General features: G+C 60.9%; 23 protein-coding genes and 1 other RNA gene. 11 read left to right on the forward strand and 13 right to left on the reverse strand.

Annotated features, from left to right (window positions below; translation table 11 throughout):
* Positions 1-29: 29 nt before the first annotated feature.
* From AACH87_RS13260 to AACH87_RS13300, 9 genes are all read right to left on the reverse strand, one after another.
* The gene (locus tag AACH87_RS13260; RefSeq protein WP_338794931.1) at positions 30-1,127 is read right to left on the reverse strand and encodes an aminotransferase class I/II-fold pyridoxal phosphate-dependent enzyme; all 1,098 of its coding nucleotides are present in this window, start codon (positions 1,125-1,127) and stop codon (positions 30-32) included.
* Entirely contained in the window at positions 1,120-2,139 is a 1,020-nt protein-coding gene (gene cbiB / locus AACH87_RS13265; RefSeq protein ID WP_338798953.1) for an adenosylcobinamide-phosphate synthase CbiB, read from the reverse strand. The genes AACH87_RS13260 and cbiB overlap by 8 nt, the downstream gene beginning before the upstream one ends.
* Positions 2,140-2,144: 5 nt before the next feature.
* A complete protein-coding gene (locus AACH87_RS13270; protein WP_338794932.1) occupies positions 2,145-3,329 on the reverse strand; it encodes an MFS transporter in 1,185 nt (394 codons plus the stop codon).
* Positions 3,326-5,176 (reverse strand): DNA recombination protein RmuC, encoded by a 1,851-nt coding sequence (gene rmuC / locus AACH87_RS13275; RefSeq protein ID WP_338794933.1) that lies wholly within the window; start codon positions 5,174-5,176, stop codon positions 3,326-3,328. The genes AACH87_RS13270 and rmuC overlap by 4 nt, the downstream gene beginning before the upstream one ends.
* Before the next feature lie 76 nt (positions 5,177-5,252).
* Positions 5,253-6,242: a D-glycerate dehydrogenase gene (locus tag AACH87_RS13280; RefSeq protein ID WP_338794934.1), complete on the reverse strand. Its 990-nt coding sequence runs from the start codon at positions 6,240-6,242 to the stop codon at positions 5,253-5,255.
* 175 nt (positions 6,243-6,417) lie between these two features.
* Positions 6,418-7,836 carry a sodium:proton antiporter gene (locus tag AACH87_RS13285; protein WP_338794935.1) on the reverse strand — a complete coding sequence of 473 codons (1,419 nt, stop codon included), beginning with the start codon at positions 7,834-7,836 and terminating at the stop codon, positions 6,418-6,420.
* A gap of 91 nt (positions 7,837-7,927) precedes the next feature.
* Positions 7,928-9,157, reverse strand: coding sequence for a nicotinate phosphoribosyltransferase (gene pncB, locus AACH87_RS13290; RefSeq protein WP_338794936.1), 1,230 nt, complete (start codon positions 9,155-9,157; stop codon positions 7,928-7,930).
* Positions 9,158-9,428: 271 nt separating this feature from the next.
* Entirely contained in the window at positions 9,429-9,893 is a 465-nt protein-coding gene (locus AACH87_RS13295; protein ID WP_338794937.1) for a thioesterase family protein, read from the reverse strand.
* 7 nt (positions 9,894-9,900) lie between these two features.
* Complete coding sequence (locus tag AACH87_RS13300; protein WP_338794938.1) at positions 9,901-10,857, reverse strand: histone deacetylase; 957 nt, start codon at positions 10,855-10,857, stop codon at positions 9,901-9,903.
* Between the two features lie 197 nt (positions 10,858-11,054).
* Between AACH87_RS13300 and AACH87_RS13305 the strand changes: the two genes are divergently transcribed.
* Entirely contained in the window at positions 11,055-11,603 is a 549-nt protein-coding gene (locus AACH87_RS13305) for a phasin family protein (protein ID WP_338794939.1), read from the forward strand.
* A 265-nt stretch (positions 11,604-11,868) separates the two neighbouring features.
* On the opposite strand, the gene ssrA is transcribed toward AACH87_RS13305, so the two are convergent.
* From ssrA to ompA, 4 genes are all read right to left on the reverse strand, one after another.
* Positions 11,869-12,255, reverse strand: a transfer-messenger RNA (tmRNA) gene (gene ssrA / locus AACH87_RS13310).
* 12 nt (positions 12,256-12,267) lie between these two features.
* Complete coding sequence (locus AACH87_RS13315) at positions 12,268-12,933, reverse strand: HAD-IA family hydrolase (protein WP_338794940.1); 666 nt, start codon at positions 12,931-12,933, stop codon at positions 12,268-12,270.
* 9 nt (positions 12,934-12,942) lie between these two features.
* A complete protein-coding gene (gene ubiG, locus AACH87_RS13320; protein ID WP_338794941.1) occupies positions 12,943-13,653 on the reverse strand; it encodes a bifunctional 2-polyprenyl-6-hydroxyphenol methylase/3-demethylubiquinol 3-O-methyltransferase UbiG in 711 nt (236 codons plus the stop codon).
* Positions 13,654-13,793: 140 nt separating this feature from the next.
* Positions 13,794-14,438: an outer membrane protein OmpA gene (ompA, locus tag AACH87_RS13325; RefSeq protein WP_338794942.1), complete on the reverse strand. Its 645-nt coding sequence runs from the start codon at positions 14,436-14,438 to the stop codon at positions 13,794-13,796.
* Between the two features lie 223 nt (positions 14,439-14,661).
* On the opposite strand from ompA, the gene gyrA reads away from it, so the two are divergent.
* From gyrA to AACH87_RS13375, 10 genes are all read left to right on the forward strand, one after another.
* Complete coding sequence (gyrA, locus tag AACH87_RS13330) at positions 14,662-17,319, forward strand: DNA gyrase subunit A (protein WP_338794943.1); 2,658 nt, start codon at positions 14,662-14,664, stop codon at positions 17,317-17,319.
* A gap of 121 nt (positions 17,320-17,440) precedes the next feature.
* Complete coding sequence (serC, locus tag AACH87_RS13335) at positions 17,441-18,550, forward strand: 3-phosphoserine/phosphohydroxythreonine transaminase (protein ID WP_338794944.1); 1,110 nt, start codon at positions 17,441-17,443, stop codon at positions 18,548-18,550.
* Positions 18,551-18,572: 22 nt separating this feature from the next.
* A complete protein-coding gene (gene pheA / locus AACH87_RS13340; RefSeq protein ID WP_338794945.1) occupies positions 18,573-19,670 on the forward strand; it encodes a prephenate dehydratase in 1,098 nt (365 codons plus the stop codon).
* Positions 19,671-19,682: 12 nt separating this feature from the next.
* The gene (locus AACH87_RS13345; protein WP_338794946.1) at positions 19,683-20,567 is read left to right on the forward strand and encodes a prephenate dehydrogenase/arogenate dehydrogenase family protein; all 885 of its coding nucleotides are present in this window, start codon (positions 19,683-19,685) and stop codon (positions 20,565-20,567) included.
* Positions 20,568-22,598 carry a bifunctional 3-phosphoshikimate 1-carboxyvinyltransferase/cytidylate kinase gene (locus AACH87_RS13350; protein WP_338794947.1) on the forward strand — a complete coding sequence of 677 codons (2,031 nt, stop codon included), beginning with the start codon at positions 20,568-20,570 and terminating at the stop codon, positions 22,596-22,598.
* Between the two features lie 161 nt (positions 22,599-22,759).
* A complete protein-coding gene (gene rpsA / locus AACH87_RS13355) occupies positions 22,760-24,460 on the forward strand; it encodes a 30S ribosomal protein S1 (RefSeq protein WP_338794948.1) in 1,701 nt (566 codons plus the stop codon).
* Positions 24,461-24,582: 122 nt separating this feature from the next.
* Complete coding sequence (locus tag AACH87_RS13360; protein ID WP_338794949.1) at positions 24,583-24,903, forward strand: integration host factor subunit beta; 321 nt, start codon at positions 24,583-24,585, stop codon at positions 24,901-24,903.
* A gap of 268 nt (positions 24,904-25,171) precedes the next feature.
* Positions 25,172-25,495, forward strand: a complete 324-nt coding sequence (locus AACH87_RS13365) for a LapA family protein (protein WP_338794950.1) — start codon at positions 25,172-25,174, stop codon at positions 25,493-25,495.
* Entirely contained in the window at positions 25,485-26,642 is a 1,158-nt protein-coding gene (lapB, locus tag AACH87_RS13370) for a lipopolysaccharide assembly protein LapB (RefSeq protein WP_338794951.1), read from the forward strand. Before AACH87_RS13365 ends, lapB begins: the two co-directional genes overlap by 11 nt.
* Positions 26,643-26,653: 11 nt before the next feature.
* Entirely contained in the window at positions 26,654-26,983 is a 330-nt protein-coding gene (locus tag AACH87_RS13375; protein WP_338794952.1) for a helix-hairpin-helix domain-containing protein, read from the forward strand.
* Positions 26,984-26,987: the final 4 nt, after the last annotated feature.

Genomic DNA, 26,987 nt, shown 5'->3' on the forward strand with positions numbered 1-26,987 from the left:
TTCATGCCTGGATTGTCATCCGCAAAATATCAAGACCGCGCTGCAGCGTCTGCCACTTGCTGCCAGGCGGCATCCAGCGCATCTTGCGAGGCCGGGGGCAGCACGCCGAGGCGCACATGCCCATGAAGGCCAAACGAGGTGCAATCGCGCAGCTTGATGCCGTGCTGCCGCAGGTCAGTCAGCACACGATCAGCGCCACCGGTATGAGAGACCGGCAACGCGGCCACGAAATAGTTGGCCAGACTGCCGGGCACCACGGCCCAGCCCCAGCGCTGGCACAGTGCCAGTTGCCGCGCCTTCCAGGCCCGCAAGGTGGGCAGGCACTGGGTCACCCACTGCTGCACGGCAGCTGTGGCCCAAGCCTGCAGCATGGCCACCCCATGCGCCCCCACGGGCCACGAGGGCGACAGCGCCAGCAAGGCCTGCACCTGCGCTGCAGCGCCCTCGCCTGCAGGCGCTATGGCATAGGCAGCACGCACGCCCGTCAAGCCCAAGGCTTTGTTGGGGGACCACAACTGCCAGACATCGCCCGCCAGCGTGGTGGGCAAGGTGTCTTCCAGCAGCAGGGGGCGGTAGGCGCAGTCCACCACGCGCAGGCTGCCACCGGGCGCGGGTACTTCCAGCCAGCGTGCCAGTGCTGCATCGTCCCGCCCCGTGGGGCTGGCGGGCTCGCAAGCCCAGTGCAGCGCTGCGTTCAAGCCGGCAGTGGCCCCGTCGGCCCGGCGCAGCACGGCCAGGCCGCGTGCCTGGGCAGCCTGGGCATAGTCGCCATAACTGTAGGGGGGCAGCACCACCTGGCCCATGCCCTGCTGGGCGGCCAGAGCGGTCAGGCGGTGGATGCCTTCGGAGGCACTGCCCATGACCACAATGCGGTCTGCCACCACCCCATGCAGCGCGGCCAAGGCCTGCCGCAAGCGGGTGTAGGCAGGGTCTGGGTAACGGGTCGAATCCGCCTGCTGCACGGCTAGCAAGGCGGGGGGGCACGGGCCGCAGGCGTTACTATTGGTAGAGAAGTCGTGCAGCGGCACGCCCGCTGCATCAGGCCCACCGTGGATGGAAGCACCCGACAGGTCCGCCCCCGTGCCTGAGGCACCAGCGCTGGCCGGGGAATGGGCCCGCTCAGCCATGCAAGCCCCCGCCCCAGCCCTGCAACCAGACCGCTATGAAAAAATGAGCCGCCACCGCAAGTGCAGCGTGCGCCAGCACCACTTTATGCCCCAACTGGATGGCACGCCGTGTTTCCAGCGGCCCGGCAGCACGCCCGCCGGGGTGCAGGCTGTAAACGCCTGGCTTGGCCAGACGCACGTCCAGTGCCAGGGCCATGGCGGCCATGGGCCAGCCGCTGTTGGGGGACGGGGTCTTGCGCGCCTCTCGGGCCAGCTGGCCCCAGGCCAGCCCCCCGCGCAGCGCGGCCAGCAGCAGCGCAGTAATGCGCGCCGGCACCCACGAAAGCACGTCGTCCGCCCGCGCGGCCCACTTGCCCGCCCACTGCCAGTAGCGCGCGCCACGGCTGCCGGGGTAGCCCCACATGGCATCGGCCGTGTTGGCAAAGCGGTACACCACCGCGCCCGGAAGGCCCAGCAGCACAAACCAGAAGATGGGGGCCACCACCGAGTCGTTGAGGTTCTCGGCCAGGGATTCGATGGCCGATTCACGCACCTCTGCCGCCGAAAGCTGGCTCACATCCCGGCTGACCAGGCGGGCCAGTTGCTCGCGCCCTTCTGCCAACGAACGGGACAAGGCCTGCTCTACCGCAGCCACCTCACGGTGCAGCATGCGCCAGGCCAGCATGGGCTTGAGCAGCACGGCCAGCAGCGTGCAGGCCAGCCACCAAGGGGCCTGCAGCAACTGGCTTTGCAACCACCAGGCTAAGGCCCCCACCCCACCGGCCCCCGCACACCAGGCCAAAGCGCCCAGCCAGAAGGAGCGGCGCCTTTGCAGGTGCGGCGGCGGGCTGCCGTGCGTGAGCGGCGCGACATGCGCCCCCGCCCAGCCCAGGTAGCGCCCCATCCATACCACGGGGTGGATGCTGACGGGTGGCTCGCCCCAGCGCCAGTCCACCAGCAGAGCCAAAAGCAGCGCCACCGAAGACACGGCAGCCCAGCCCGCCAGCGAGTCATCAGCCCCCCACAACCCCATCTCCATCACCCATGGCCTCCGTCGCCGCCCTTGTGGGCCATGGCCCAGGCGGTGCGCGCCCCCAGGCCCACGGCTGCGCCCACCACCCAGAACAGGCCTGCCACTCCAATCACCGCACCGGCCGAGCCAAACAGCATGGGCATGATGACGCTGGAGGCATTGATGGCCATGAGGCGCAAGCCCAGTGCCTCGCCGTGCCGGTGTTCTGGCGTGATCTGGTGCAGCAGGCTCATCACCATGGGCTGCACCGACCCGAGCGTGAAGCCCAGCAACACCGAGCACACGCCCATGGTCAGCGCCGAAGTGAGCAGCGGGTAGACCCCAAACAGCACGGCTGTGATCACCATGGCACCGGTGACGACTGCGTGCTCGCGCAGGTGCTTGGCGACCAGCGGCATCAACACCCGCACCAGTGCAGCTGCCACGGCAAAGGCCCCCAGGATGGAGCCGATGACCGAGGCGGAGAGCCCCCGCTCATGCCCGATGAGGGGGACCACAAAGGTGTGCACATCCCACGAAGAGGACAGCACCCAGTTGACGATGATGAGCCGCCGAAACGGCGCATCGTTGAGCAGATCCCACGACCGCTGGGGAGCACCGCCTTCTGCAGCGATCACGGGGGGCAGCTCTTCCGTTTTGCGCACCCAGAACCAGGTCGCCAGGGGCATGAGCGCGAGCAGAGCAAACGCGGCGCGGTAGCCTTCTGTGCTGCCCTCTGTGCTGCCTGCGTGGTCAATCATCAGCCCCGCAAAAAATGGTCCGATGAAGTTGGACACCGCCGGGCCGATGGCCAGCCAGCTGAATACCTGACGCAACTGGGTGGTGTCGTGGGCGGCGCGGCCCACATGGCGTTGCAGCGCAATGATGGCCAGGCCCGCTGCACCACCGGTGAGCAGGGCAGACAGGCACATCACACCGAACACGGGAAAGACGAGCGAAGCCCCTGCCCCCCCACACGCCATGGCCACCGCAATGCCCACCGGGCGCTTGAGGCCATGCCGGTCCGCATAGCGCCCCGCAGGCAGCGCCAGAAACACCTGCGTGAGCGCAAACAGCGCCAACAGCACCCCCACAGCGGCAGCGCTGTAGCCCTCGCGCAGGGCCAGCAGCGGCGTGGCCATGCGCATGCCCGTCATGCAGGCGTGCAGAAAAATCTGCCCGGCAATCAGGCGGGCCAGCGCCATGTTCACGGGGCGTCGTCCTCCAGGCCCAGCAGCGATGCTGTTGCGCCAGATACGGCAGAAGACGTTGCGGCGTCGGGCGCGGGCAGTTCCTGCACATCGCGCAGCTTGCGCTGGATGGCGCGGGTGCGCACGCCCACCTCGTCAAACTTCTTGGCGGCGGCGTCGATGGACTTCTTGGTCGCCTCCACCACATCGCCGAACTTGGCGAACTCGGTCTTGACCACGCCCAGCAGGCTCCACACCTCGGACGAGCGCTTTTCAATCGCCAGGGTCTTGAAGCCCATTTGCAAGCTGTTCAGCATGGCGGCCAGGTTGGCGGGGCCGGTGATCATCACGCGGCAGTCATTCTGCACGGCTTCCACCAGGCCTGGGCGGCGCATGACTTCGGCAAACAGGCCTTCGGTGGGCAGGTACAGCACCGCAAAGTCGGTGGTGTGCGGCGGCGACACGTACTTGGCGAAGATCTTCTTGGCTTCGAGCTTGATGGAGCTTTCAAACGCGTTGCCTGCCGACTGGATGGCGGCTTTGTCGGCCGCGTCCTGCGCATCGAGCAGGCGCTGGTATTGCTCCACGGGGTATTTGGAATCGATGGGCAACCACACGGGTTCCTCTTCGCGCTTGCCCGGCAGGCGGATGGCGAATTCCACCAGCTCATCGCTGCCCGGCACGGTCTTGACGTTGCGCGCGAACTGGTCGGGCGTGAGCACGTTGTCGATGATGGCACCCAACTGCATTTCGCCCCAGGTGCCGCGCGTCTTCACGTTGGTCATCACGCGCTTCAAGTCACCCACGCTGCCCGCCAGGGTCTGCATCTCGCCCAGGCCCTTGTGCACCTGTTCGAGCCGGTCGCTGACCAGTTTGAAGGATTCGCCCAGGCGCTGCTCCAGCGTGGCGTGGAGTTTTTCGTCCACCGTGCGGCGCATTTCTTCGAGCTTGGTGGCGTTGTCGGCCTGGATGGCTGCAAGCCGTTCGTTGAGCGCGGTGCGCAGTTGCTCGGCGTTTTGCTGGCTGCCTTGCACCATGCCCACCAGTTGCTGCGAGACGGCATCCTGCAGCACCGAGAACTGGTTCTTGATCTGGAAGCCGTTGGCTTCGAGCTGGTCTTTGAGCGCGGTGGACATGGCCCCCAGCTGCGTCTGGATGTCGCCCTTGAGCGAGTCGAGCGTGAGGCGCGTGGCGGCCTGCAGGGCCTCGAAGCGCTCTTGAATGCGCTTTTCAAACAGCGCGGTGCTCTCGGCCATGGCCTCGCGGGACTTAACACTTTCCGCCGCCAGCGCCGCCGTGGTGGTGGTCAGCTCAGCCCGGAAGCCGGTGAGCGTGTCCGACAGCTCCTTGCGCGCTGCCGCTGCATCGGCCTGCCCCTGGGCCAGATGGGCCAGCAGCGCCTTGCTGCTTTCTTCCAGGCGGCTGGCCACGGCCAGTTGCAGGGCATCAAAGCGCTGGGCCAGGGCGGCGTCTTGCGCTGCCTGGCGTTGGGTCAAGGCTCCGTCAAACGCGGTCAGGCGCTGCTCCAGGCGGCCTTCAAACCCGGTGAAGGCATTGAGCAGCTCAGCGCGGCCATTGCGCGATTCGGCCACCGCCTGTGCCAAACGCTCGTCCACCGCGCCGCGCAGCCCTTCCAGCGTGGTCTGCGTGGTTTGCGTGAAGCCGCGCAGTTGCTGGCCCATGCCGTCCATTGCGCCATCGTTTTTGGCCACGGCCAGCTGGGTGGCCTGCGCGGTGTGCTCCAGCGCCTGCAGGCGGGCCAGCCACTCGGGCGACAAATCGACCCGCGGGCGGCGCAGCAGCACGATCACCAGCAAAACAAGCACCAAGGCCAAGGCGGCCAGCAAAACGAGGGTATCGGTAGTCAAGGCAGATTTACTATTTTTTTAATAGCTGCCAGCGCTTGATTCATAAGCGCTGGAGGCCAATTTCACTCAAGACAGCTCAGGCGCACAGGCCGGGCACGGGCCGGTTGACGGGGGTGAGCGGGCCACGCCCGCCCAGGAACGCGATCAGGTTGTCTGCCGCCAGATTGGCCATGGCGCGGCGCGTGGGCACCGTGGCGCTGGCGATGTGCGGAGTGAGCACCACGTTGGGCACGGTGAGCAGATCGGGGTGGACCTTGGGCTCGCCCTCAAACACATCCAGGCCCGCTGCGGCGATGCGCTGCTCACGCAACGCGGCTGCCAAGGCGGCATCGTCCACAATGCCGCCGCGCGCAATGTTGATGAGGGTGGCGGTGGGCTTCATCAGCGCCAGCTCGGCAGCGCCAATGGTGTGGTGCGATGCCGCGCTGTAGGGCACCACCAGCATCACGTGGTCTGCCGTGCGCAGCAGTTCTTCCTTGCCTACGTAGGTGGCCTTGCATTCGGCCTCCAGCGCGGGGGCGAGGCGTGAGCGGTTATGATAGATCACCTTCATGCCAAAGCCGTGCGCGCCGCGCTTGGCAATGCCCTGCCCAATGCGGCCCATGCCGATGATGCCCAGCGTGCTGCCGTGGATGTCGCTGCCCGCAAACATGTCGTAGCTCCACTTGGTCCACTTCCCGGCGCGCAGGTAATGCTCGCTCTCAGTCATGCGGCGGGCCGTGGCCATCAGCAATGCAAAGCCAAAGTCGGCTGTGGTCTCGGTCAGCACATCGGGCGTGTTGGTGCCCTGCACGCCTGCGGCGGTCATGGCGTCCACATCAAAGTTGTTGTAGCCCACAGCCATGTTGGCGCAGATTTTGAGGCGCGGCGCGGCGGCCAGCAGCGCGGCATCCACACGCTGGCTGCCAGTGGTCAGCACGCCGTCTTTGTCGGCCAAGCGCTCGGCCAGCTCTTGCTGGGACCAGATGGCGTCGTCTGGGTTGTCCTGCACGTCGAAATGCTCGCGCAGACGGTCCACGATCTCTGGAAAGATCGCACGGGCGACCAGGATGCGGGGTTTGCTCATAAGTCTTCAATCTCCAAACTATTCACAAGGCGCGTCTGCCTATGAAACTGGCGTGGCCCAAGCCAGTGGCCGCCGAGCAAAGGCCGCCCTGCAGCGAGGGCGGCGTCCCCCTTCCCGCAGCGCGCAGCGGTGCGAGAGAAGGGGGAAGCGGCGCAGCCGCTCAGGGGGATGTTCACTATCTAAACCAGATGAAAGTCATGACGATAAAGAGCGGCACCAGAATGCCACCCGACCACAGCATGTAGCCAAAGAAGCTGGGCATCTTCACGCCCCGGTCTTCTGCAATGGCCTTGACCATCATGTTGGGCGCATTGCCGATGTAGCTATTGGCTCCCATAAAGACGGAGCCCGCCGAGATGGCCGCCAGCGTGGGGGCCAGCGTGGTCATCAGCACGGCGGGGTCGCCCCCGGCAGTGTTGAAGAACACCAGATAGGTCGGCGCGTTGTCGAGGAAGGAACTGAGCGCCCCGGAGGCCCAGAAGTACATGGCGGGATCAGGACTTCCATCAGGCCGGGTGACTGCAGAGACGATGGCACCAAACGGCCCGTTTACGCCCGCCTTGAGCATGGCGATGACGGGCACGATGGTGAGGAAAATGCCTGCAAACAGCTTGGCCACCTCCTGCATCGGCCCCCAGCTGAACTGGTTGTCTTCATGCACCTGCCGGGGGGTGACGCGCAGGGACACCAGAGTGACCAGGATCAGCCCCACATCACGCACCAGCCCGGGCAGGCCCACCTCGGCACCTGCCACCGTGAACGATACGGACGACTTCCAGACCCCGCTCATCAGCACCAGCGCCACCACCACGGCCAGCAGCGCAAAGTTGACCTTGCCATCAAAGCCAATGGCCTTGGTGTCTGGCGTGGGATCCACCTTGAGGACTTCCTCACGCCGGTGGTAGTACCAGGAATCCAGCACAAAAAAGAGTGCCAGCAGTGTGCCAATCAGGAACAGGGTTTCGGGGAAGATGTGCCCAATCGTCCAGAAGAAATCTACACCTTTCAGAAAACCCAGGAACAGAGGTGGATCGCCCAGCGGCGTGAGCGAGCCACCCGCGTTGGAGACGATGAAGATAAAGAACACCACCACATGCGTGACGTGTTTACGGTTGTCGTTGGCGCGGATCAGAGGGCGGATCATGAGCATGGACGCCCCCGTGGTGCCCATGAAGCTGGCCAGCACCGCGCCAATCGCCAGAATGGCCGTGTTGAGCCCCGGGCTGCCATGCAGGTTGCCCCGGATGTAGATGCCCCCAGCCACGGTGAACAGGGCTGTGAGCAGGATGACGAAGGGAATGTATTCCGCCACCAGTGCGTGCACAAAGCTGGCACCCGCAGCCGCAGGCCCGAACACCACCGCAAAAGGCACCAGAAACGCCAGCGCCCAGCCTGCCGCCACCTTGCCAAAGTGGTGGTGCCAGAAGATGGGGGCCAGCAAGGGCATGAGGGCAATGGACAACAGGATGCCCGCGAACGGCACACCCCACCAAACAGCCAGCGTGCTGCCGTCGATCTCTGCAGCCATAGCGGCACTGGGCAACACGGCGGCCAAAGCCATCAGGCAGGCGGCCACACGGCGAGAAATCTTCATTCGGTTTGTCTCCTCGTTGTTGTTCATGGGTGGGATCGGGGCGGGCAGCTGGAGTGTCTGCGCCTGATGGAGATCAGAGAGGCATGCGGACTCAAACCGGCGTCGGGATTTCAAACACCTGCCGCAGGTAGGCCAGGTACTTCTCGTCGTCGCACATGCCTTTGCCCGGCGTGTCTGAGAGCTTGGCGACGGGCTGCCCGTTGCAGCGCGTCATCTTGATCACCACCTGCAGCGGCTCGTGCGCGGGCGCGTCGCCCAGGTCGTTGGTCAGGTTGGTGCCAATGCCAAAGGCCAGCTGACACCGCCCCCGGAACTGGTTGTACAGCTCGATGATGCGGGGGATGGTCAGCCCGTCGCTGAAGATCAGCGTCTTGGTCAGCGGATCGACACGGTTCTTGCGGTAGTGCTCCAGCAGGCGCTCTCCCCAGGCAAAGGGGTCTCCACTGTCGTGGCGCGCACCATCGAAGAGCTTGCAGAAATACAGGTCAAAGTCCCGCAGGAAGGCACTCATGCCGTACACGTCAGACAAAGCGATGCCCAGGTCGCCCCGGTATTCCTTGGCCCACATTTCAAATCCGAAAATCTGGCTGTCCCGCAGGCGGGGGCCCAGCGCCTGACAGGCCTGCAGGTATTCATGCGCCATGGTGCCCAAGGGGGTCAGGCCCAGCTTCATTGCAAACAGCACATTGCTGGTGCCGGCAAACTGGCCTGGGCCGCTGGCGGGGCCGGAAGAGCCGGGGCGGCGGTCACCGGTGCCCAGCCGGGCCACCAGCACGCGCAGCACTTCTTCATGCCATGCACGACTGAAGCGGCGGCGCGTGCCGTAGTCGGCAATCTTGAGGTCGCACAGCCCCTCGGCGCGCAGCGCGTCGATCTTGGCGTCCAGCCTGCGGCGGCCCTCGGGAAAGTTGGGCACCTTCTGCGTGTTGCGGAAGTACACCTCGTTGATGATGGCCAGGACAGGGATTTCAAACAGGATGGTGTGCAGCCAGGGCCCGCGAATGGTGATTTCGATCTCGCCACTGGCCTGGGGCGTGACGGTGATGTACTTCTCGTTGAGGCGAAACAGCCCCAGGAAGTCCACAAAATCGCTCTTGATGAAGCGCAGCGACCGCAGGTAGGCCAGCTCGGCATCCTGAAACTGCAGACTGCACAGCGAGCGGATTTCGTCCCGGATCTCCCCCACAAAGGGAGCCAGCTGCACGCCAGGGTTGCGGCACTTGAAGCGGTATTCCACCTGGGCACCGGGGAACTGGTGCAGCACCACCTGCATCATGGTGAACTTGTACAGGTCGGTATCGAGCAGGCTGGTGATGATCATGAGCGGGGCGAAGCCATCGGAAAAACGGCCCTGGAGTTTCAACGCTGCAATTGCGGCAAGGGGCCGTCACACCGCATCCCGGAAGAATGTGAACAGGTTCTTAACGCAAGGCGTGAAAGTGTAGCGTTTGCAGCAAGGGAGCCGCTGGCACAAGGCTGATGCCCCCTGGCAGATGAAGACAGGCTTTTCAAGCCTGATTTTCTTTATCAAAAATGGTTCTAACGTCCGTAAATATGGCGCAACCAGCTACAAATTTAGTAGCAAACTAACTTCAGGAAACCACCAGCTTTTGCAATACGGCACGCAGCGCCTCGGGCACAGGCACAGGGCGGCGGGTATCACGGTCAACGTACACATGCACAAAGTGACCTGCTGCAGCAGTGAGCTCCTCGCCTTGCGCAAACAAACCCACCTCGTAGCGAACGCTAGAGCCGCCTAGTCGCGCCACGCGGATTCCGGCCTCGACCGTCTGTGGAAAGGCCAACGGCGCGAAGTAATTGCACTGGGTCTCGATCACCAGGCCAATGGTGGCGCCAGCGTGAATATCGAGCACCCCCTGCTCAATCAGATGGGTGTTAACCGCCGTATCAAACCAACTGTAGTACACAACATTGTTCACATGCCCGTACACGTCGTTGTCAGACCAGCGGGTGGTGATGGAACGAAAGGCGCGGTAGGCAGAGCGGGGCTGCGGCGCAGGGCGTGGGACGGAGGCGGGAGGTGCAGGCTGGCTCATGGCGGGTTTAGGGCTTGTAAGGGTCTGCCGCATTCTGCCAGCGGGCGTGGTATTCCAGAGCCAGACGCCAGGTGTTGAGCTGGGCCTGCAGTGTGGTGGCAATGTCTTTGCCATATCCCCCAGCCATGCAGAACGCCATGGGTACACGCCGCTGCCACGCCCATTCAAAGACGCGGCGATCACGGGCCTCCAGACCTTCATAAGTCACGGCGAGCCTGCCCAGCCTGTCGCCTTCGTGCGGGTCTGCACCGGCAAGGTAGAGGACAAAGGCAGGCGCAAAACGCTGCTCCAGCGTACGCAATGCGCTATCAAGGGCACGCAAATACTCTTCATCGCTACAGCCATCGGGCAACTCCACATCGAGGTCACTTGCCTCCTTGCGGAAGGGGAAGTTGCGCGCACCGTGCAGGGAGAGGGTAAAGACGCTGGGGTCGTCACGAAAAATATGCGCAGTGCCATTGCCCTGGTGCACATCCAGGTCGATCACTGCGATTTGCGGCAAAACTGCGCCACTGTGCGCACCGCCCTCGCCTGCCAGCAAAGACTGAACCAGTCGCGCCGCCACCGCCACGTCATTGAAGACGCAGAACCCGCTGCCTTTATCCGCATACGAGTGGTGCGTGCCGCCCGCCAGTGAGCCCGCCAGGCCAGCTTGCAACGCCGATCGGCAGGCAGCCAGCGTGCCACCCACCGAGCGGCGCGCACGTTCGGCCATTGCTTCGCTCCAGGGAAAACCGATCTCCCGCTGTGCTGCAGGAGTCAGACTGCCATGGGCGACGGCTTCCACATACTCTGCAGAGTGCACCGTCAACAACTGCTCATCGGATGCCGCTGGAGCCTCCCGCAGCGCCGCCTGCGGGAGTTCCTGCGCAATCAAGTCGCGCAGCATGCGGTACTTCACCATCGGAAAACGGTGCCCCTCCGGCAAGGGAAGGACAAACTGATCGGCGTAAAAGGCATCCATGGCCTCATTGTGGCAAGGCACCAATTCCTGGAGCATTCACTCTAATTTGCTGCAGCGCAACAAAAAGCACTTGCAATCACGGTCCAGCGGCCTAAAATTCAACCCATGCTGCACTGCAACATGACTTCAAAGTCAACGTCAGCGCAGATGTCTGTAAGTACCCGGTTGTTCAAACCACCTTTTTTGGGAGATATCACATGACGCTGACTGCAGAACAAATCCTGGCATCCCACAAAGCCAACATCGAAACCCTGTTTGGCCTGACCAGCAAAGCCTTCGAAGGCGTGGAAAAGCTGGTGGAGTTGAACGTGACAGCCACACGTGCCGCTCTGTCTGAAGCAGCAACCCACACCCAAGCCGTGCTGGGCGTGAAGGACGCACAAGAGCTGCTGGCCCTGCAAGCTGCCCTCTTCCAGCCTCTGGCCGAGAAGACCACTGCCTACAGCCGCCACCTGTACGACATTGCCTCCGGCACCAGCGCTGAATTCGGCAAGGCTTTTGAAGCCCAGGCCACCGACGCACAAAAAGCCTTCACCAACCTGGTGGACAGCGCCGCCAAGAATGCTCCCGCCGGTTCTGAAACCGCAGTGGCCGTGATGAAGAGCGCTGTCTCCGCTGCCAACAACGCTTTTGAATCCGTGCAAAAGGCCGTGAAGCAAGCCAGCGACGTGGCCGAAGCCAACTTCAACGCCGTGGCCAACACCGCAGCGAACGCCGCCAAGACGGCTGCGCCCCGCAAGCGCTGAGCTTTTACCCGAGGAGCCTTCGCGCTTCTCGACCCAGTTGTCTCCTTGGATCCTCTCGAAACCCAGTTTCAGGGATCCATTTCAAGCCCGGCATATGCCGGGCTTTTTTTATGTCCAATACCAACGTTGATGTATTCCAGAAAGGGATCAAGGCTCCGAGGGAACAAAGCCAAACTGCGGAGGCTGAGAAACGTGTGGACTTCCCCAAGGGCACAAAGAAAAACCGCCACACTCTGGGGTTTCCAGTGTGTGGCGGTGTCTTGGGTGGTGGAGCTGGCGGGAATTGAACCCGCGTCCGTAAGCCTTCGTCGAGCAGATCTACATGTTTAGCGGTCTGTTTTGAATCTCACCCATGTCATCGCGCAGTCGCACGCTACAACACAGGCCAGTACCCTTTTGTCTCGCCCTGACCCAAGGTACCCGGATCAAGGCCAGCCCATGTAATTAACCTTGCAGCCGGGAGGCACTGGTTACCCAGGACCCCCTTGCCCAGCCCATAGGCCAACTGTTGCAAGGCTCACTGGCAATTAAGCAGCGAGTGCGAAACGTTCGTCGTTTGCAGTTAGTTTGTTAAATCGAGATTTACGAGCGTGACTCAAGCTCGACATGCACCACACCGATTCCGCACCCACGTCGAAACCAGGACAGCCCCGTGAACTCTATTTTAGGCCAGCCCGATCCATTGCAAGAGCTCGGACGGAGAATTAATTGAGGCGTGAGCCCCCCAGGCCTGCGTGTCTGCCTTGGCACCCAAGTAGCCATAGCTTGCAGCAACCGTGGTCATACCGGCAGCAAGACCTGCAATGATGTCACGCTCGTCATCTCCCACGTAGACGCAGTAACGAGGCTCGACGTTCAGCCGACGTGCCGCTTCCAGCAAGGGCTCGGGATGAGGCTTGGAAAAAGGTGTCGTGTCTCCGCTGATCACCACTGCGGCTGTCGATAGCGGCACCATGGAACTGACCAAAGGCTCCGTGAACCGCTTGGACTTGTTCGTCACAATGCCCCAGGTCAGGTGTGCGCGCTGCAGCGCAAGCAGCATCGGCTCTATCTCTTCAAAAATAGAAGTCAGCTGTGTCATGCGACGCTCGTAATTCACAAAGAACTCTTCCCGCATCGCTGGAAAGTCAGGATGCTCTGGGGTCATTGCAAAGGCTTTGGCCAGCATCCCCCGCGCCCCCGCCCCTGCCATGGGCCGATATACATCCAAGGGCAGCGACGACATGCCTCTGTCCGTACGCATTTTGTCAGCGGCAGCTCCCAGGTCCGGGGCGCTATCAATCAGCGTGCCATCCAGATCAAAAAGTACCGCCTGCACGTTATGGAACATGGAAGCCTTTCACCCAAACTTTCGAGTCGCCAGCATGTAGTTCACGCTGGTGTCTGCACTCAGCCGGTATCGACCATTGATGGGGTTGTATTCCAGCCCCCTGGAGTGCATAACGTCCAGCCCCGCTTGACGGCAGCTCCAAGCCAATTCGCTGGGACGAATCATCTTGGCGTACTCATGGGTGCCTCTGGGAAGCATGTTCAGCAGATATTCAGCCCCAACGATCGCATGCAGGAAAGCTTTCGCGTTGCGGTGCAATGTTGAAAAAAAGACCCATCCCCCTGGGCGTACCAAGCGACTGCACGCACTGACCACGGAACTCGGATCAGGTACATGTTCCAGCATTTCCATACAGGTAACCACATCGAAGGAACTGGGCTGCTCATCTGCCAGGGCCTCTACACTGACCTCTCGGTAACGAACATTTGGCGTTCCGCTTTCGAGAGCATGCAACTGAGCCACTCGCAAGGATTTGCCCGCCAGGTCAATTCCCAAAACGTCCGCCCCCTTACGTGCCATGGAATCAGCCAGGATCCCACCACCGCAACCCACATCCAGCACATTCGCCCCGGACAACTCGGCCATGGATTGAATCCAATCCAGTCGTAGCGGATTGATTTGATGCAGAGGACGGAATTCGCTTTCAGGGTCCCACCAACGATGGGCCAGTTCAGAAAACTTAGCCAGTTCGGCAGGGTCTGCATTGACAGAATCGATCATGAAGATGTCGTTCCTAGAATGTGAGAATCAGAAGTGCTCAGTTTAGTCCCCGCGAATTAGCCATGTCTTGCGGACGGCTCTGCGATCGCATGGGCATAAAAAAAGCCCCTTGCGGGGCTTTTTCATGAGTAATCCAAGGATTACTTGGTGGCGCGGGTACCGACCACTTCGATTTCCACGCGACGGTTCTTCGCACGGCCTTCGGCAGTCTTGTTGTCGGCCACGGGTTGCTTTTCACCCTTGCCTTCGGTGTACACGCGGTTCTTTTCGATGCCCTTGGACACCAAGTAAGCCTTCACGGCTTCTGCGCGGCGCACAGACAGCTTTTGGTTGTAAGCATCGGAGCCCACGGAGTCAGTGTGACCCACGGCGATGATCACTTCCAGGTTGATGTCCTTGACCTTGGAGACCAGATCATCCAGCTTGGCCTTGCCTTCAGCCTTCAGGACAGACTTGTCGAAGTCGAAGAAAGCGTCAGCAGCGTAGGTAACCTTTTGAGCGGCAACAGCTGGAGCTGCTGCGGCAGGAGCAGCGGCTGCAGGAGCTGCAGGAGCTGCTGCTGGGGCAGCTGCAGGGGCTGCTGCGGGAGCGGCAATAGCGCCATCGCAGCCAGGAGCTGCAGTGGCAGGAGTCCAGTTGGCATCGCGCCAGCACAGTTCGTTCGTGCCGTTCTTCCAGACCAGCTCGCCAGAGCCGTTCTTCCAGTTGTCAACAGTTTGAGCGCCAGCGGCGGTTGCGAGCGCTGCAGAGGCAAACAACATCGCCACTTTGTTCAGTTTCTTCATGGTTCTCCTCTTGGGGAAAAAGCCGCAGCCGCGCTGCGAATGGGGACGTTTAGGGTGACCACCACCAAAAACGTTAAAACGATTGTGCCATACGTAACAGACGAAAAGCGGCTCTACCGCATAACGTACCGTAGGACAAAACCGCAATAGCCCGGATATGTTGCACGGGCGCGACAAGCATCTACGCCTAAAATGACTCTCCCTTGCCGCTAGAGCCGCGCCCATGAATCAGTTTGCCAAAGAAACCCTGCCGATCAGTCTTGAAGAAGAAATGCGGCGCAGTTACCTCGATTACGCGATGAGCGTGATCGTGGGCCGGGCTCTGCCCGATGCACGTGACGGACTGAAGCCTGTTCATCGCCGCGTGCTATATGCGATGCACGAACTCAACAACGACTGGAACCGACCTTACAAAAAGTCGGCGCGTATCGTTGGTGATGTGATCGGTAAGTACCATCCGCACGGAGACTCTGCCGTGTACGACACCATCGTGCGTATGGCGCAGGATTTTTCGTTGCGCCACATGCTGGTGGATGGGCAAGGCAACTTTGGCTCGGTGGACGGCGATAACGCTGCGGCCATGCGATACACAGAAATCCGCTTGGCCAAGATTGCGCAAGAAATGCTGGGCGACATCGACAAGGAAACGGTCGATTTCGGGCCCAACTACGACGGTAGCGAGAAAGAGCCACTCGTATTGCCCAGCAAGCTGCCCAACCTGCTGGTCAACGGATCTGCAGGTATCGCCGTGGGCATGGCAACCAACATTCCGCCACACAACCTGAATGAGGTGGTGGACGCATGCCTGCACATGCTGCGCAACCCTGAGACCTCCATCGATGAACTGATGGAAATCATCCCTGCGCCAGACTTCCCGACAGCGGGCATCATCTACGGTATCAATGGCGTAAAAGATGGCTACCGCACGGGACGCGGCAAGGTGGTCATGCGTGCCAAATGCCACTTTGAAGACATCGACAAAGGGCAGCGCCAAGCCATCATCGTCGATGAGCTGCCCTACCAGGTCAACAAAAAGACGCTGCAAGAGCGCATGGCTGAACTGGTTCACGAAAAGAAAATCGAGGGAATCAGCCACATCCAGGACGAGTCCGACAAATCGGGCATGCGCTTGGTGATTGAGCTCAAGCGCGGCGAAGTGCCTGAAGTGGTGCTGAACAACCTGTACAAGCAGACGCAGCTGCAGGACACCTTTGGCATGAACATGGTGGCACTGGTGGACGGACAACCCCGCCTGTGCAATCTGAAGGATCTGATCAGCGTTTTCCTGCAGCATCGCCGCGAAGTGGTAACACGCCGTACCGTGTTCGAACTGCGCAAGGCCCGGGATCGTGGTCACGTGCTGGAAGGCCTGGCAGTGGCCTTGGCCAACATTGATGACTTCATTGCCATCATCCGCAACGCCCCCACCCCACCAGTAGCCAAGGCAGAGCTGATGACACGGGCCTGGGACAGCAAGCTCGTGCGTGAAATGCTTACCCGCACACGTGCAGACGGAGGCGTGGTCAACGCCGATGATTACCGCCCAGAAGGCCTCGAGCGCGAGTTCGGCATGGGTCAGGATGGCCTGTATCGCCTTTCGGAAACACAGGCTCAGGAAATCCTGCAAATGCGTCTGCAACGCCTGACAGGGCTGGAGCAGGACAAGATCGTGGCTGAGTACAAGGAAGTCATGGCGGTCATCGAAGACCTGCTGGACATTCTGAGCAAGCCAGAACGTGTGTCGACCATCATTGGTGACGAGCTGACGGCACTCAAGCAGGAGTTTGGTCAACACAAGCTGGGCGCTCGTCGTTCGGTGATCGAATACAGCGCACAAGACCTCTCCACCGAAGATCTGATCACTCCGACCGACATGGTCGTCACGCTGAGCCACACGGGCTATATCAAGAGCCAGCCGCTGTCCGAATATCGTGCTCAAAAACGGGGTGGCCGAGGCAAACAGGCCACCGCGACAAAGGAAGACGACTGGATTGACCAGCTTTTCATTGCGAATACACACGACTACATCCTGTGCTTCTCCAACCGGGGGCGTCTGTACTGGCTCAAGGTGTGGGAAGTTCCTGCAGGTTCGCGCGGCTCGCGGGGTCGCCCCATCGTCAACATGTTCCCGCTGCAGGAAGGCGAAAAGATCAACGTGGTGCTGCCCCTGACGGGTGAAGCACGCACCTTCCCCGCTGATCGCTATGTGTTCATGGCGACCAGCATGGGCACCGTGAAAAAGACTGCGCTGGACGAGTTCAGCAATCCCCGCAAGGGCGGCATCATTGCCGTCAACCTGGACGACGGCGACTACCTCATTGGTGCGGCGCTGACGGACGGCAAGCACGATGTGATGCTGTTCAGCGACGGCGGCAAGGCCGTGCGCTTTGATGAAAACGACGTGCGCCCCCTGGGCCGCCAAGCCCGTGGTGTGCGCGGCATGACGCTGGAAGAAGGCCAGAGCGTGATTGCCATGCTGGTGGCCGAAGACGAAACACAAAGCGTATTGACCGCCACAGAAAACGGCTACGGCAAACGCACCAGCATCGTCGAATACACCCGCCATGGCCGGGGTACCAAAGGCATGATCGCCATCCAGCAAAGCGAACGCAATGGCAAGGTGGTCGCCGCCACACTGGTGCACGCTGATGACGAAATCATGCTGATCACCGACAAGGGTGTGCTGGTCCGCACACGGGTTTCGGAAATTCGGGAGCTGGGTCGCGCAACCCAGGGGGTGACGCTGATTTCTCTGGATGAAGGTTCCAAGTTGAGCGGTCTGCAGCGCATTGTGGAAAACGATGCCAATGTTGCCGATGCATCCGGCGACGCAGAGAGCGGCACCGATAACGGTGAGGCTGCTGAAGGCACGAGCGATTGAAACTGCAACCACACGCGAGCCACTGCCTGACACCGCAGACGCAGCAGTGGCTCGCTATCAAAATATGAGCTTCCTGCGCTCACACAACAAGCGCTAGAAGCCATTTCAACTCCAAATATCCATGAACCGTCCTTACAACTTCTCTGCCGGCCCCGCAGCCATTCCCGCCGAAGTCCTCGAACAGGCTGCAGCCGAAATGCTGAACTGGCACGGCAGCGGGATGGGGGTAATGGAGATGAGCCACCGCGGCAAGGAATTCCTCTCCATCTACGAACAGGCTGAATCCGATCTGCGCGAACTTCTGGCGATTCCTGCGCATTTCAAGATCCTGTTCATGCAAGGCGGGGGCCTGGCCGAGAACGCCATCGTCCCACTCAACCTCTCCAGGGCAGGCACGGTGGATTTTGTGGTGACGGGTAGCTGGAGCCAGAAATCCCAGAAAGAAGCCGCCAAGTACGCAGCCGAGTCACGCATCGTTGCGTCGGGACAGGACTCGGGCTTTACCACCCTTCCAGCCCCCGAAACCTGGCAACTCAGCAAAGGTGCAAGCTACGTTCACCTGTGCAGCAACGAAACCATCCATGGTGTGGAATTTCAGGAACTGCCCGACCTTGCAGCCCTGGGGAGCGATGCGCCTTTGGTCATTGATTTTTCGTCGCATGTCGCATCGCGTAGCGTGGACTGGAGCAAGGTCGGCGTTGCCTTTGGCGGTGCCCAGAAGAACCTTGGCCCTGCCGGCCTGACACTGGTCGTGGTGCGGGAAGATCTGCTGGGCCATGCACTGCCCACCTGCCCCAGCGCGTTCGACTACCGGATCGTTGCCGAAAACCAATCCATGTACAACACGCCTCCAACATGGGGGATCTACATGGCAGGGCTGACCTTCCAGTGGCTCAAGCGCCAGCGCGAAGGCTCGCTCAGTGGTGTGGCTGCCATGGAACAGCGCAACATCACCAAGGCACGGTTGCTGTACGAAGCCATTGACCAGTCGCAGTTCTACGTGAACAAGGTCGCAGTGAACTGCCGCTCGCGCATGAACATTCCATTCTTCCTGCGCGATGAAAGCCGCAATGAAGCGTTCCTGACCGGAGCGAAAGAGCGGGGATTGCTGCAACTCAAGGGCCACAAGTCCGTGGGCGGCATGCGCGCCAGCATCTACAACGCCATGCCGATCGAAGGCGTACAGGCGCTGGTAGCCTACATGCGAGAATTTGAACTAAAACACGCCTGAGCGCGTGAGTCCACGCCCATCCATGATTACTCCGCAAGCATCTCCCGATCTCGCCAGTCTGCGCGTCCAGATCGACAACATCGACCAGCAACTGCTCACGCTGCTGAACCAGCGTGCGCTGGTGGCCGAGCGGGTGGGTGAAGTCAAAAAGCGCGAAGGAACCCCATTCTTCCGGCCTGACCGCGTGGCACAGGTCATCGACAAGATCCAAACTGCCAACCCCGGCCCCCTGAAGGGCGCGCACGTGGCAGCCATCTGGCGCGAAATCATGTCCGCATGCCTCGCCCTGGAATCGCCTCAGCGGGTGGCCGTACTCGGGCCGGAAGGCACTTTCTGCGAGCAGGCCGCCATCGAGTTTTTTGGCGGTGCCGCCGACCTGATGTACTGCGCCAACTTCGACGAAGTCTTCCACGCTACGGCTGCGGGCAGTGCCCAGTATGGGGTGGTTGGCGTCGAAAATTCCACAGAGGGGGTCGTCACCCGATCTCTGGATCTTTTCCTGCATACGCCTACCCACGTGGTTGGAGAAGTCAGCCTGCTGGTGCGCCACAACCTGCTGCGCACCAGCAACTCGCTGGACAACATCGAAGTCGTGCTCGCCCATCCGCAGGCTCTGGCCCAATGCCAGGCTTGGCTATCCAAGCACCTGCCGCATGCAGAGCGGCGGCCTGTGTCCAGCAACGCCGAAGGAGCCCGGCTAGCCACCACCAACCCGGCTTGGGCTGCGTTGTCGAGCGAACGCGCAGCCACTCAGTTTGGTCTGCATATCGTCGCTCACGCCATTCAGGATGATGCCTACAACCGTACACGGTTTGCCATCATCTGCCTGCCGCACACACTCCAGACGCCGCCGCCCTCGGGCAAAGACTGCACCAGTCTGGTGGTGTCCGTGCCCAACAGACCTGGGGCAGTGCACGACCTGCTGGTCCCGCTCAAAAAGCACGGCGTGTCCATGACTCGCTTTGAGTCCCGCCCCGCGCGAACCGGGCAGTGGGAGTATTACTTCTACATCGACATTGACGGGCACCCTGCCCAGCAGCACGTGACCCTGGCGCTGGAGGAATTGCGGGGCCTGTGCGCCTTCTACAAGGTTCTGGGCACCTATCCGGTCGCATCGTGAGGGGGCGTAGCCATGTTTGAACAACTGGGACTGATTGGCTGCGGCCTGATGGGCGGCTCTTTCGCGCTAGCGCTGAAGAAGGCTGGTCTGGTCAAAAGAGTGGTGGGCTATAGCAAGTCCCCCTCCACCACAGATCGCGCGCGCCAGCTTGGCGTGATTGATGTGGAAGCGCCCTCCGCCCTGCTGGCGGTTGCGGGTGCAGATATCGTGCTGGTTGCTGTTCCAGTCGCAGCGACCGAAGCCACGCTCAAAGCCATCAAGCATCTCGTCACACCACAGATGCTGATCATGGACGTAGGCTCCACCAAAGCCGATGTGGTTCAGGCAGCAAGACGTTCGCTGCGCGACCAGGTGGGGTCCTTTGTGCCAGCACATCCCATCACTGGCCGTGAAGTCTCTGGAGTGGAGCATGCAGATGCAGAGCTCTACTACGGCAGACAGGTCATCCTGACCCCCACAGAACGCACATTGACCGCGCAACTGTTGCGAGCGCAGGAAGTGTGGCAGGCACTGGGATGTCGTGTCAGCACCATGTCGCCAGAGTCACACGACGGTGCATTCGCAGCCGTCAGCCATCTTCCGCATCTGCTGGCGTTTGCCATGATGAACAGCCTGACTGGTCAACCTGAGGGAGACGAGTTCCTGTCACTGGCAGGCCCAGGGTTTCGTGATTTCACCCGCATCGCTGCAGGTGAGCCCAAGATGTGGCGCGACATCATGTTGGCCAACCGCGAAGAACTCTTGGCGCAATCGAAATTGTTCCAGCAAACGCTGGCTCAATTTGAGCAAGCCATTTCCACGGGCAACTCCCAGGCCCTTGAGGACATGCTGACCCTTGCCAGCGAAACCCGCGCCCATTGGCGCATGGGTGCCCAGCGCACTTCCAAACCACGTTAAATGTTCACCACAGCTTTCTTAGACATCCCCGCTCTGGACGCAGCGGGGGGCGAAGTGCTCTTGCCAGGCTCCAAGAGCATTTCCAACCGGGTTTTGCTGCTTGCAGCTTTGAGCGTGGGAACCACCACAGTGCACGATGTGCTCGCATCCGACGACACACGGGTCATGCTGGATGGTTTGCGCCAGATCGGGTGCGGCGTGAAGGAAGAAGGCAGCACGGTCCATATCACCGGACTCGGTGGACGCACACCGAACTCGCCAAGCGCCTTGTTCATGGGCAATGCGGGTACCGCCATGCGCCCGCTGACGGCAGCGCTGTCACTGCTGGGTGGGCAGTTTGAATTGTCAGGTGTGCCTCGCATGCACGAACGCCCCATCGGCGATCTGGTGGATGCATTGCGCCAGCTGGGCTGCCAGATTGAGTATCTGGGCAACCCGGGCTACCCGCCCCTGCGCATCGCGCATGTCCAGGGTGTACCTGCGCTGGCTCTGGATAAACCCATCCAGGTGCGTGGGGACGTCTCGAGCCAGTTTCTGACTGCGCTTCTGATGGCGCTACCTTTGGTCGCATCGCAAAGCGCCATACATATCGAAGTTGTAGGCGCACTGATTTCCAAGCCCTACATTGCCATCACATTGCAATTGCTTGAGCGCTTTGGCATCCATGTCAGCAATGACAACTGGCAACGCTTCACCATTCCTGCCGGCAGCCGATACCAGTCGCCCGGCACCATCCATGTCGAGGCCGATGCTTCATCGGCAAGCTACTTCATTGCACTCGGAGCCATTGCTTCCAACGCTGAGCATGGGGAAAGCATCACCATTCAGGGTGTAGGACTCCAATCCATCCAGGGTGACATCCGATTTGTGGAAGCAGCCCAAGCCATGGGGGCCCAGGTCACCGGGGGCCCCAACTGGCTGAAAGTGCAGCGCGGTGCGTGGCCCCTCAAGGCGATTGATCTGGACTGCAATCACATCCCGGATGCCGCCATGACCTTGGCAGTGATGGCTTTGTACGCAGAAGGTACGACAACACTGCGCAACATTGCCAGCTGGCGCGTGAAGGAAACGGACCGCATTGCCGCCATGGCCAAGGAGTTGCGCAAGCTGGGGGCCACCGTGATCGAGGGTGAGGACTTCATCCAGGTCACCCCCCCCGCACAAACAGAAGACTGGAAAGCCGCGAGCATCCACACCTATGACGACCACCGGGTTGCCATGTGCTTCTCTCTCGCAACCTTCAATCCGGCCAGGTTACCGGTTCGCATTGAAGACCCGAAATGTGTGGCAAAAACCTTCCCCGACTATTTCGAAGCTTTTTTCAGCACTGCAAAGCTACCGACTTCGCGCATTCCGGTGATCTGCATTGACGGCCCCACCGCATCCGGCAAAGGTACGGTGGCTGCTGAATTGGCACGGAGGCTGGGCTATGGGTTTCTGGACTCTGGCGCGATGTACCGCATTACGGCCTACGCGGCACTACAGGCTGGCCTGCAAATCGATACAGCCCATGAAACCCGCATTGCCGATCTGGCGCGGACCTTGCCAGTGCGGTTTGCTGGCGGGCAGATTTTCCTGGGTGACACCAACGTCACCGAGGCCATCCGCACGGAAGATGCAGGGATGAATGCCTCGCGCGTGTCTGCATTGCCTGCAGTTCGTGCGGCTCTGGTGGATCTTCAGCATAGCTTCCAGCGCCTGCCTGGATTGGTAGCGGATGGACGGGACATGGGTACCGTGATCTTCCCGGAGGCTCCCCTCAAGGTGTTTTTGACCGCCAGCGCAGCATGCAGAGCGGAGCGACGCTATAAACAGTTGATTTCAAAGGGTTTTCAAGCTAATATTGATGACCTTCGTGCGGATCTGGAAGCACGTGATGCACGGGACAGTACCCGCAGCGTCGCTCCTCTTAAGCCCGCACAAGATGCTTTGGTCCTGGACAACTCCTCATTGACGATTGAACAAGCCGTCGATCAGGTGCTGACCTGGTGGCTAGAGCGTCAGCCTTTTGCCCAGCTCGGGCACGGCTGATGAGCCTGGGGCCCAGCCCAGGCGAACAGGCCCATGCAGCCCACCTCGCGCGTCAGTGCATCGGCAGCATGGTTCTTTTAACTTAAACCGCGGCTTTGCCGCACAAAACCACCGCAAGCAGCTATAAAAACGATAGCAATAGTGCTATCGGAATCCTGTTTGTGGCAAGGAAACACATGTCCGAATCTTTTGCCGCCCTTTTTGAAGAATCCCTGCAGCGTACGGAAATGCGCCCAGGCGAAGTGATCACCGCCGAAGTCGTGCGCGTGGAACACAACTTCGTCGTGGTCAACGCTGGCCTCAAGTCTGAAGCCTACGTGCCGCTGGAAGAGTTCAAGAATGACAAGGGCGAAGTCGAAGTCCAAGTCGGTGACTTCGTTTCGGTGGCCATCGGCTCCATCGAAAACGGTTACGGCGACACCATCCTGTCGCGTGACACCGCAAAGCGTCTGGCTTCCTGGATGAGCCTGGAAAAGGCCCTGGAATCTGGCGAGTTCGTCACTGGCACAACCAGCGGCAAGGTCAAGGGCGGTCTGACTGTCCTGGTCAACGGCATCCGCGCATTCCTGCCCGGTTCGCTGATCGATACCCGTCCGATCAAGGATCTGACGCCGTACGAAAACAAGACCATGGAATTCAAGGTCATCAAGCTGGACCGCAAGCGCAACAACGTGGTGCTGAGCCGCCGCGCTGTGGTGGAAGCCTCCATGGGCGAAGAGCGCGCCAAGCTGATGGAAACCCTGAAGGAAGGCTCCATCGTTCAGGGCGTGGTCAAGAACATCACCGAATACGGTGCGTTCGTGGACCTGGGCGGCATCGACGGCCTGCTGCACATCACCGACATGGCATGGCGCCGCGTGCGTCACCCCTCCGAAGTGGTGACCGCTGGCCAGGAAATCACTGCCAAGATCCTGAAGTTCGACACCGAGAAGAACCGCGTGTCTCTGGGTCTGAAGCAAATGGGCGACGACCCATGGATGGGCGTGAACCGCCGCTACCCACAAGGTACCCGCCTGTTCGGCAAGATCACGAACATTGCCGACTACGGCGCGTTCGTCGAGCTGGAGCCAGGTATCGAAGGTCTGGTGCACGTCTCCGAAATGGACTGGACCAACAAGAACATCGCTCCTTCCAAGCTCGTGTCGCTGGGTGACGAAGTCGAAGTCATGGTCCTCGAGATCGACGAAGACAAGCGCCGCATCAGCCTGGGCATGAAGCAGTGCAAGGCCAACCCATGGCAAGAGTTTGCACAGGAAACCAAGCGCGGCGACCGCGTGAAGGGCCCCATCAAGTCCATCACCGACTTCGGCGTGTTCGTGGGTCTGGCTGCCGGTATCGACGGCCTGGTGCACCTGTCCGACCTGTCCTGGAACGAGCCCGGCGAATCCGCCGTGCGCAACTACAAGAAGGGCCAGGAAGTCGAAGCCATCGTTCTGGCTGTGGACGTGGACCGTGAGCGCATCTCCCTGGGTATCAAGCAACTCGACGGCGACCCATTCACGACCTTCGTGACCGTGAACGACAAGGGCCAGACAGTGACCGGCAAGGTCAAGACTGTGGACGCTCGTGGCGCTGAAATCGACCTGGGCGATGACATCGTTGGCTACCTGCGCGCTTCCGAAATCTCCCGCGACCGCGTGGAAGATGCTCGCAACGTGCTGAAGGAAGGCGACGAAGTCACTGCCGTGGTGGTGAACGTGGATCGCAAGACCCGCAACATCCAGTTGTCGATCAAGGCCAAGGACATGGCAGACCAGCAAGAAGCAATGTCTACCTTGTCGCAACAGTCGGCTCGCGAAAGCGCCGGTACGACTAGCCTGGGCGCCCTGCTGCGCGCCAAGCTGGACAATTCCGAAAAGTAAGCCAGTAGCTGACCGGGTTACCGGTCAGTAAAGCAATGGGCGCATGAGCGCCCGGTACGCGAGCGAAGTTTCAGTAGCTCGCCTATCGGGTTTCTTGTGCGCCCTTTCTTGTTGATTCAGCCATGTCCCAAGACTCCATGACCCGATCTGATTTGGTGGAAGAGCTGGCCGCACGCTTCAGCCAACTCACCCACAAGGATGCCGAGTTCGCCGTGAAGACCATTCTGGATGCGGTCAGTGATGCACTGGTCAAAGGGCACCGTATCGAAATACGCGGCTTCGGAAGCTTTTCGGTCAATCACCGTCCCCCTCGCATGGGTCGAAACCCCCGCAGCGGCGAAGCCGTGGCCATTCCGGAAAAGCGCGTTCCCCATTTCAAACCCGGCAAAGCGCTGCGAGAGTCTGTGGACCAGCGCACTGCGGAGATGGAACTGAAGGGCTGAAGATTTCAGCAAAAGCGGTCAGGGCACAAAGTGCTGCCTTTCTCCCACATGTTGACTGCTCACATAAGAGCTCCAGCACACCCAGAAGCGCTTCACTTTTCATAGCAGCTTGCGCTTTACAGATGGGCTGCAGCCCCACATAAGGGCATATGGCTCGACAGGTCTACCGCAACAACGTGAGCCGCACATGGCGCTACACGCCGCTCCCATGCAACGCACCGACACAGCGCGTACAAGCTCTTAGAATCGCCCCACCATCGGGGATACCATGAAATACCTCCTGTGGCTGCTCAAGGCGGCCATTTTCTTTACCTTGTTTGCGTTTGCGCTGAACAACCAGCAAGACGCTACGGTTCACTTCTTCTTCGGAACGCAATGGCGTGCGCCGCTGGTGCTGGTAGTGCTGACGGCATTTGCGGCGGGTTTGGTGACTGGCGTGCTGGGCATGGTGCCCCGCTGGTGGCGGCATCGCAGCCTGGCCCTGAAGGCGCAACAGCAGATTCAGACGCCTGACCCCAAGACTCCAGAGACTTCTGGCCCTGGCACCCCGCCCTCCCCCACCAACGACTACCCTCCCGTCCATGGAATTTGATCCCACCTGGATGCTGCTGGGCCTGCCCCTGGCTTTTGTGCTGGGCTGGCTGGCCTCCCGGCTGGATTTGCGGCAACTGCGTGCGGAAAACCGCAGCGCTCCCAAGGCATATTTCAAAGGCCTGAACTTCCTGCTCAACGAGCAGCAGGACCAGGCCATTGATGCCTTCATTGAAGCCGTCCAGAACGATCCGGATACCTCTGAACTGCACTTTGCCCTGGGCAACCTTTTCCGTCGCAGAGGCGAATACGACCGGGCTGTTCGGGTGCACGAACACCTGCTGTCACGGGGCGACCTGAGCACGTCTGACCGTGACCGCGCCCAACACGCGCTGGCGCTGGATTTCCTCAAAGCCGGGCTTCTGGATCGCGCAGAAGACGCACTCAATCGCCTGGAAGACACAGCCTACGAGGCGCAAGCCCGCCTTGCCCTGCTGGCCATTTATGAGCGCTCTCGCGACTGGGAACACGCTGCAGCCATCGCCAGCAAAATGCACGGCGCCGACCAAGGTGACTTCAGTACAAGGCAGGCTCATTACCTGTGCGAGCAAGCTCTTGCACTGAGCGCGCAAGGCGACCGACCCGGAGCCAAAGCCCTGCTGGAACAAGCCGTGGCTGCCGCCCCCGATGCAGCCCGCCCCCGCATCGAGCTGGCTCGGCTTTTTCAACTCATGGGGCAGCATGATGCTGTGCTCAGCACCTTGCGCGCCATGGGCGAGCGCAACCCCGCTGCCCTGCCCCTGGCATCTGCGCTGATGGTGGAAGCCGCAAACGCATCGTCCAGGCGGGAAGAAGTTCACCAGCTTTTACTGTCTCATTACACCCACTCCCCCAGTCTGGATGTTCTTGAAAGCATCGTCGCGCTAGAAAACGCACAGCCTTCATTGCAAGCCACGGCACGCCAGCGCTATGTTCAGCATCTGGACAAGGAACGCTCCCTTGTCGCTGCAGCCAAGTGGTTGGCAGAAGAGAAGCTGGAACACGAACAATTCCACCCGCAAATCCAACGGGCGCTGGACCATGCCGTCAAGCCCTTGACCCGTTACCGATGCGCTGCCTGCGGCTTTGAAGCACGCCAGCACTTCTGGCAATGCCCCGGCTGCCAGACCTGGGACAGCTATCCAGCCCGCCGGGTCGAGGAACTGTGAGACAGCGCCGTATGCCAAGAAACTGGACGCTCCAGCGGTGGCTAGTCGCAGCCCTGTTCGCAGCCTTCAGTGCACTCCATGCGCATGCAGCCGTAGAAGTCAACCAGGCCAACGAGGCTGAACTCAACAGTATTCTGGGCATCGGTCCGGGGCTGTCAGAAAAAATCCTGAACGAACGTGCCCGAGGGCCTTTCAAAGACTGGCAGGACCTGATGCAGCGCGTCAAAGGCATTCGCGCACGCACCGCCTCGAAGTTCTCGGATGGCGGCCTCACCGTGCAGGGATCCCCTTTTCAAACAAAAGCACCCACAGGCCTGGAAGACGCAACATCTGCGCCGTGAACAC

The sequence above is a fragment of the Acidovorax sp. DW039 genome (genome assembly GCF_037101375.1).
GTDB lineage: Bacteria > Pseudomonadota > Gammaproteobacteria > Burkholderiales > Burkholderiaceae_C > Acidovorax.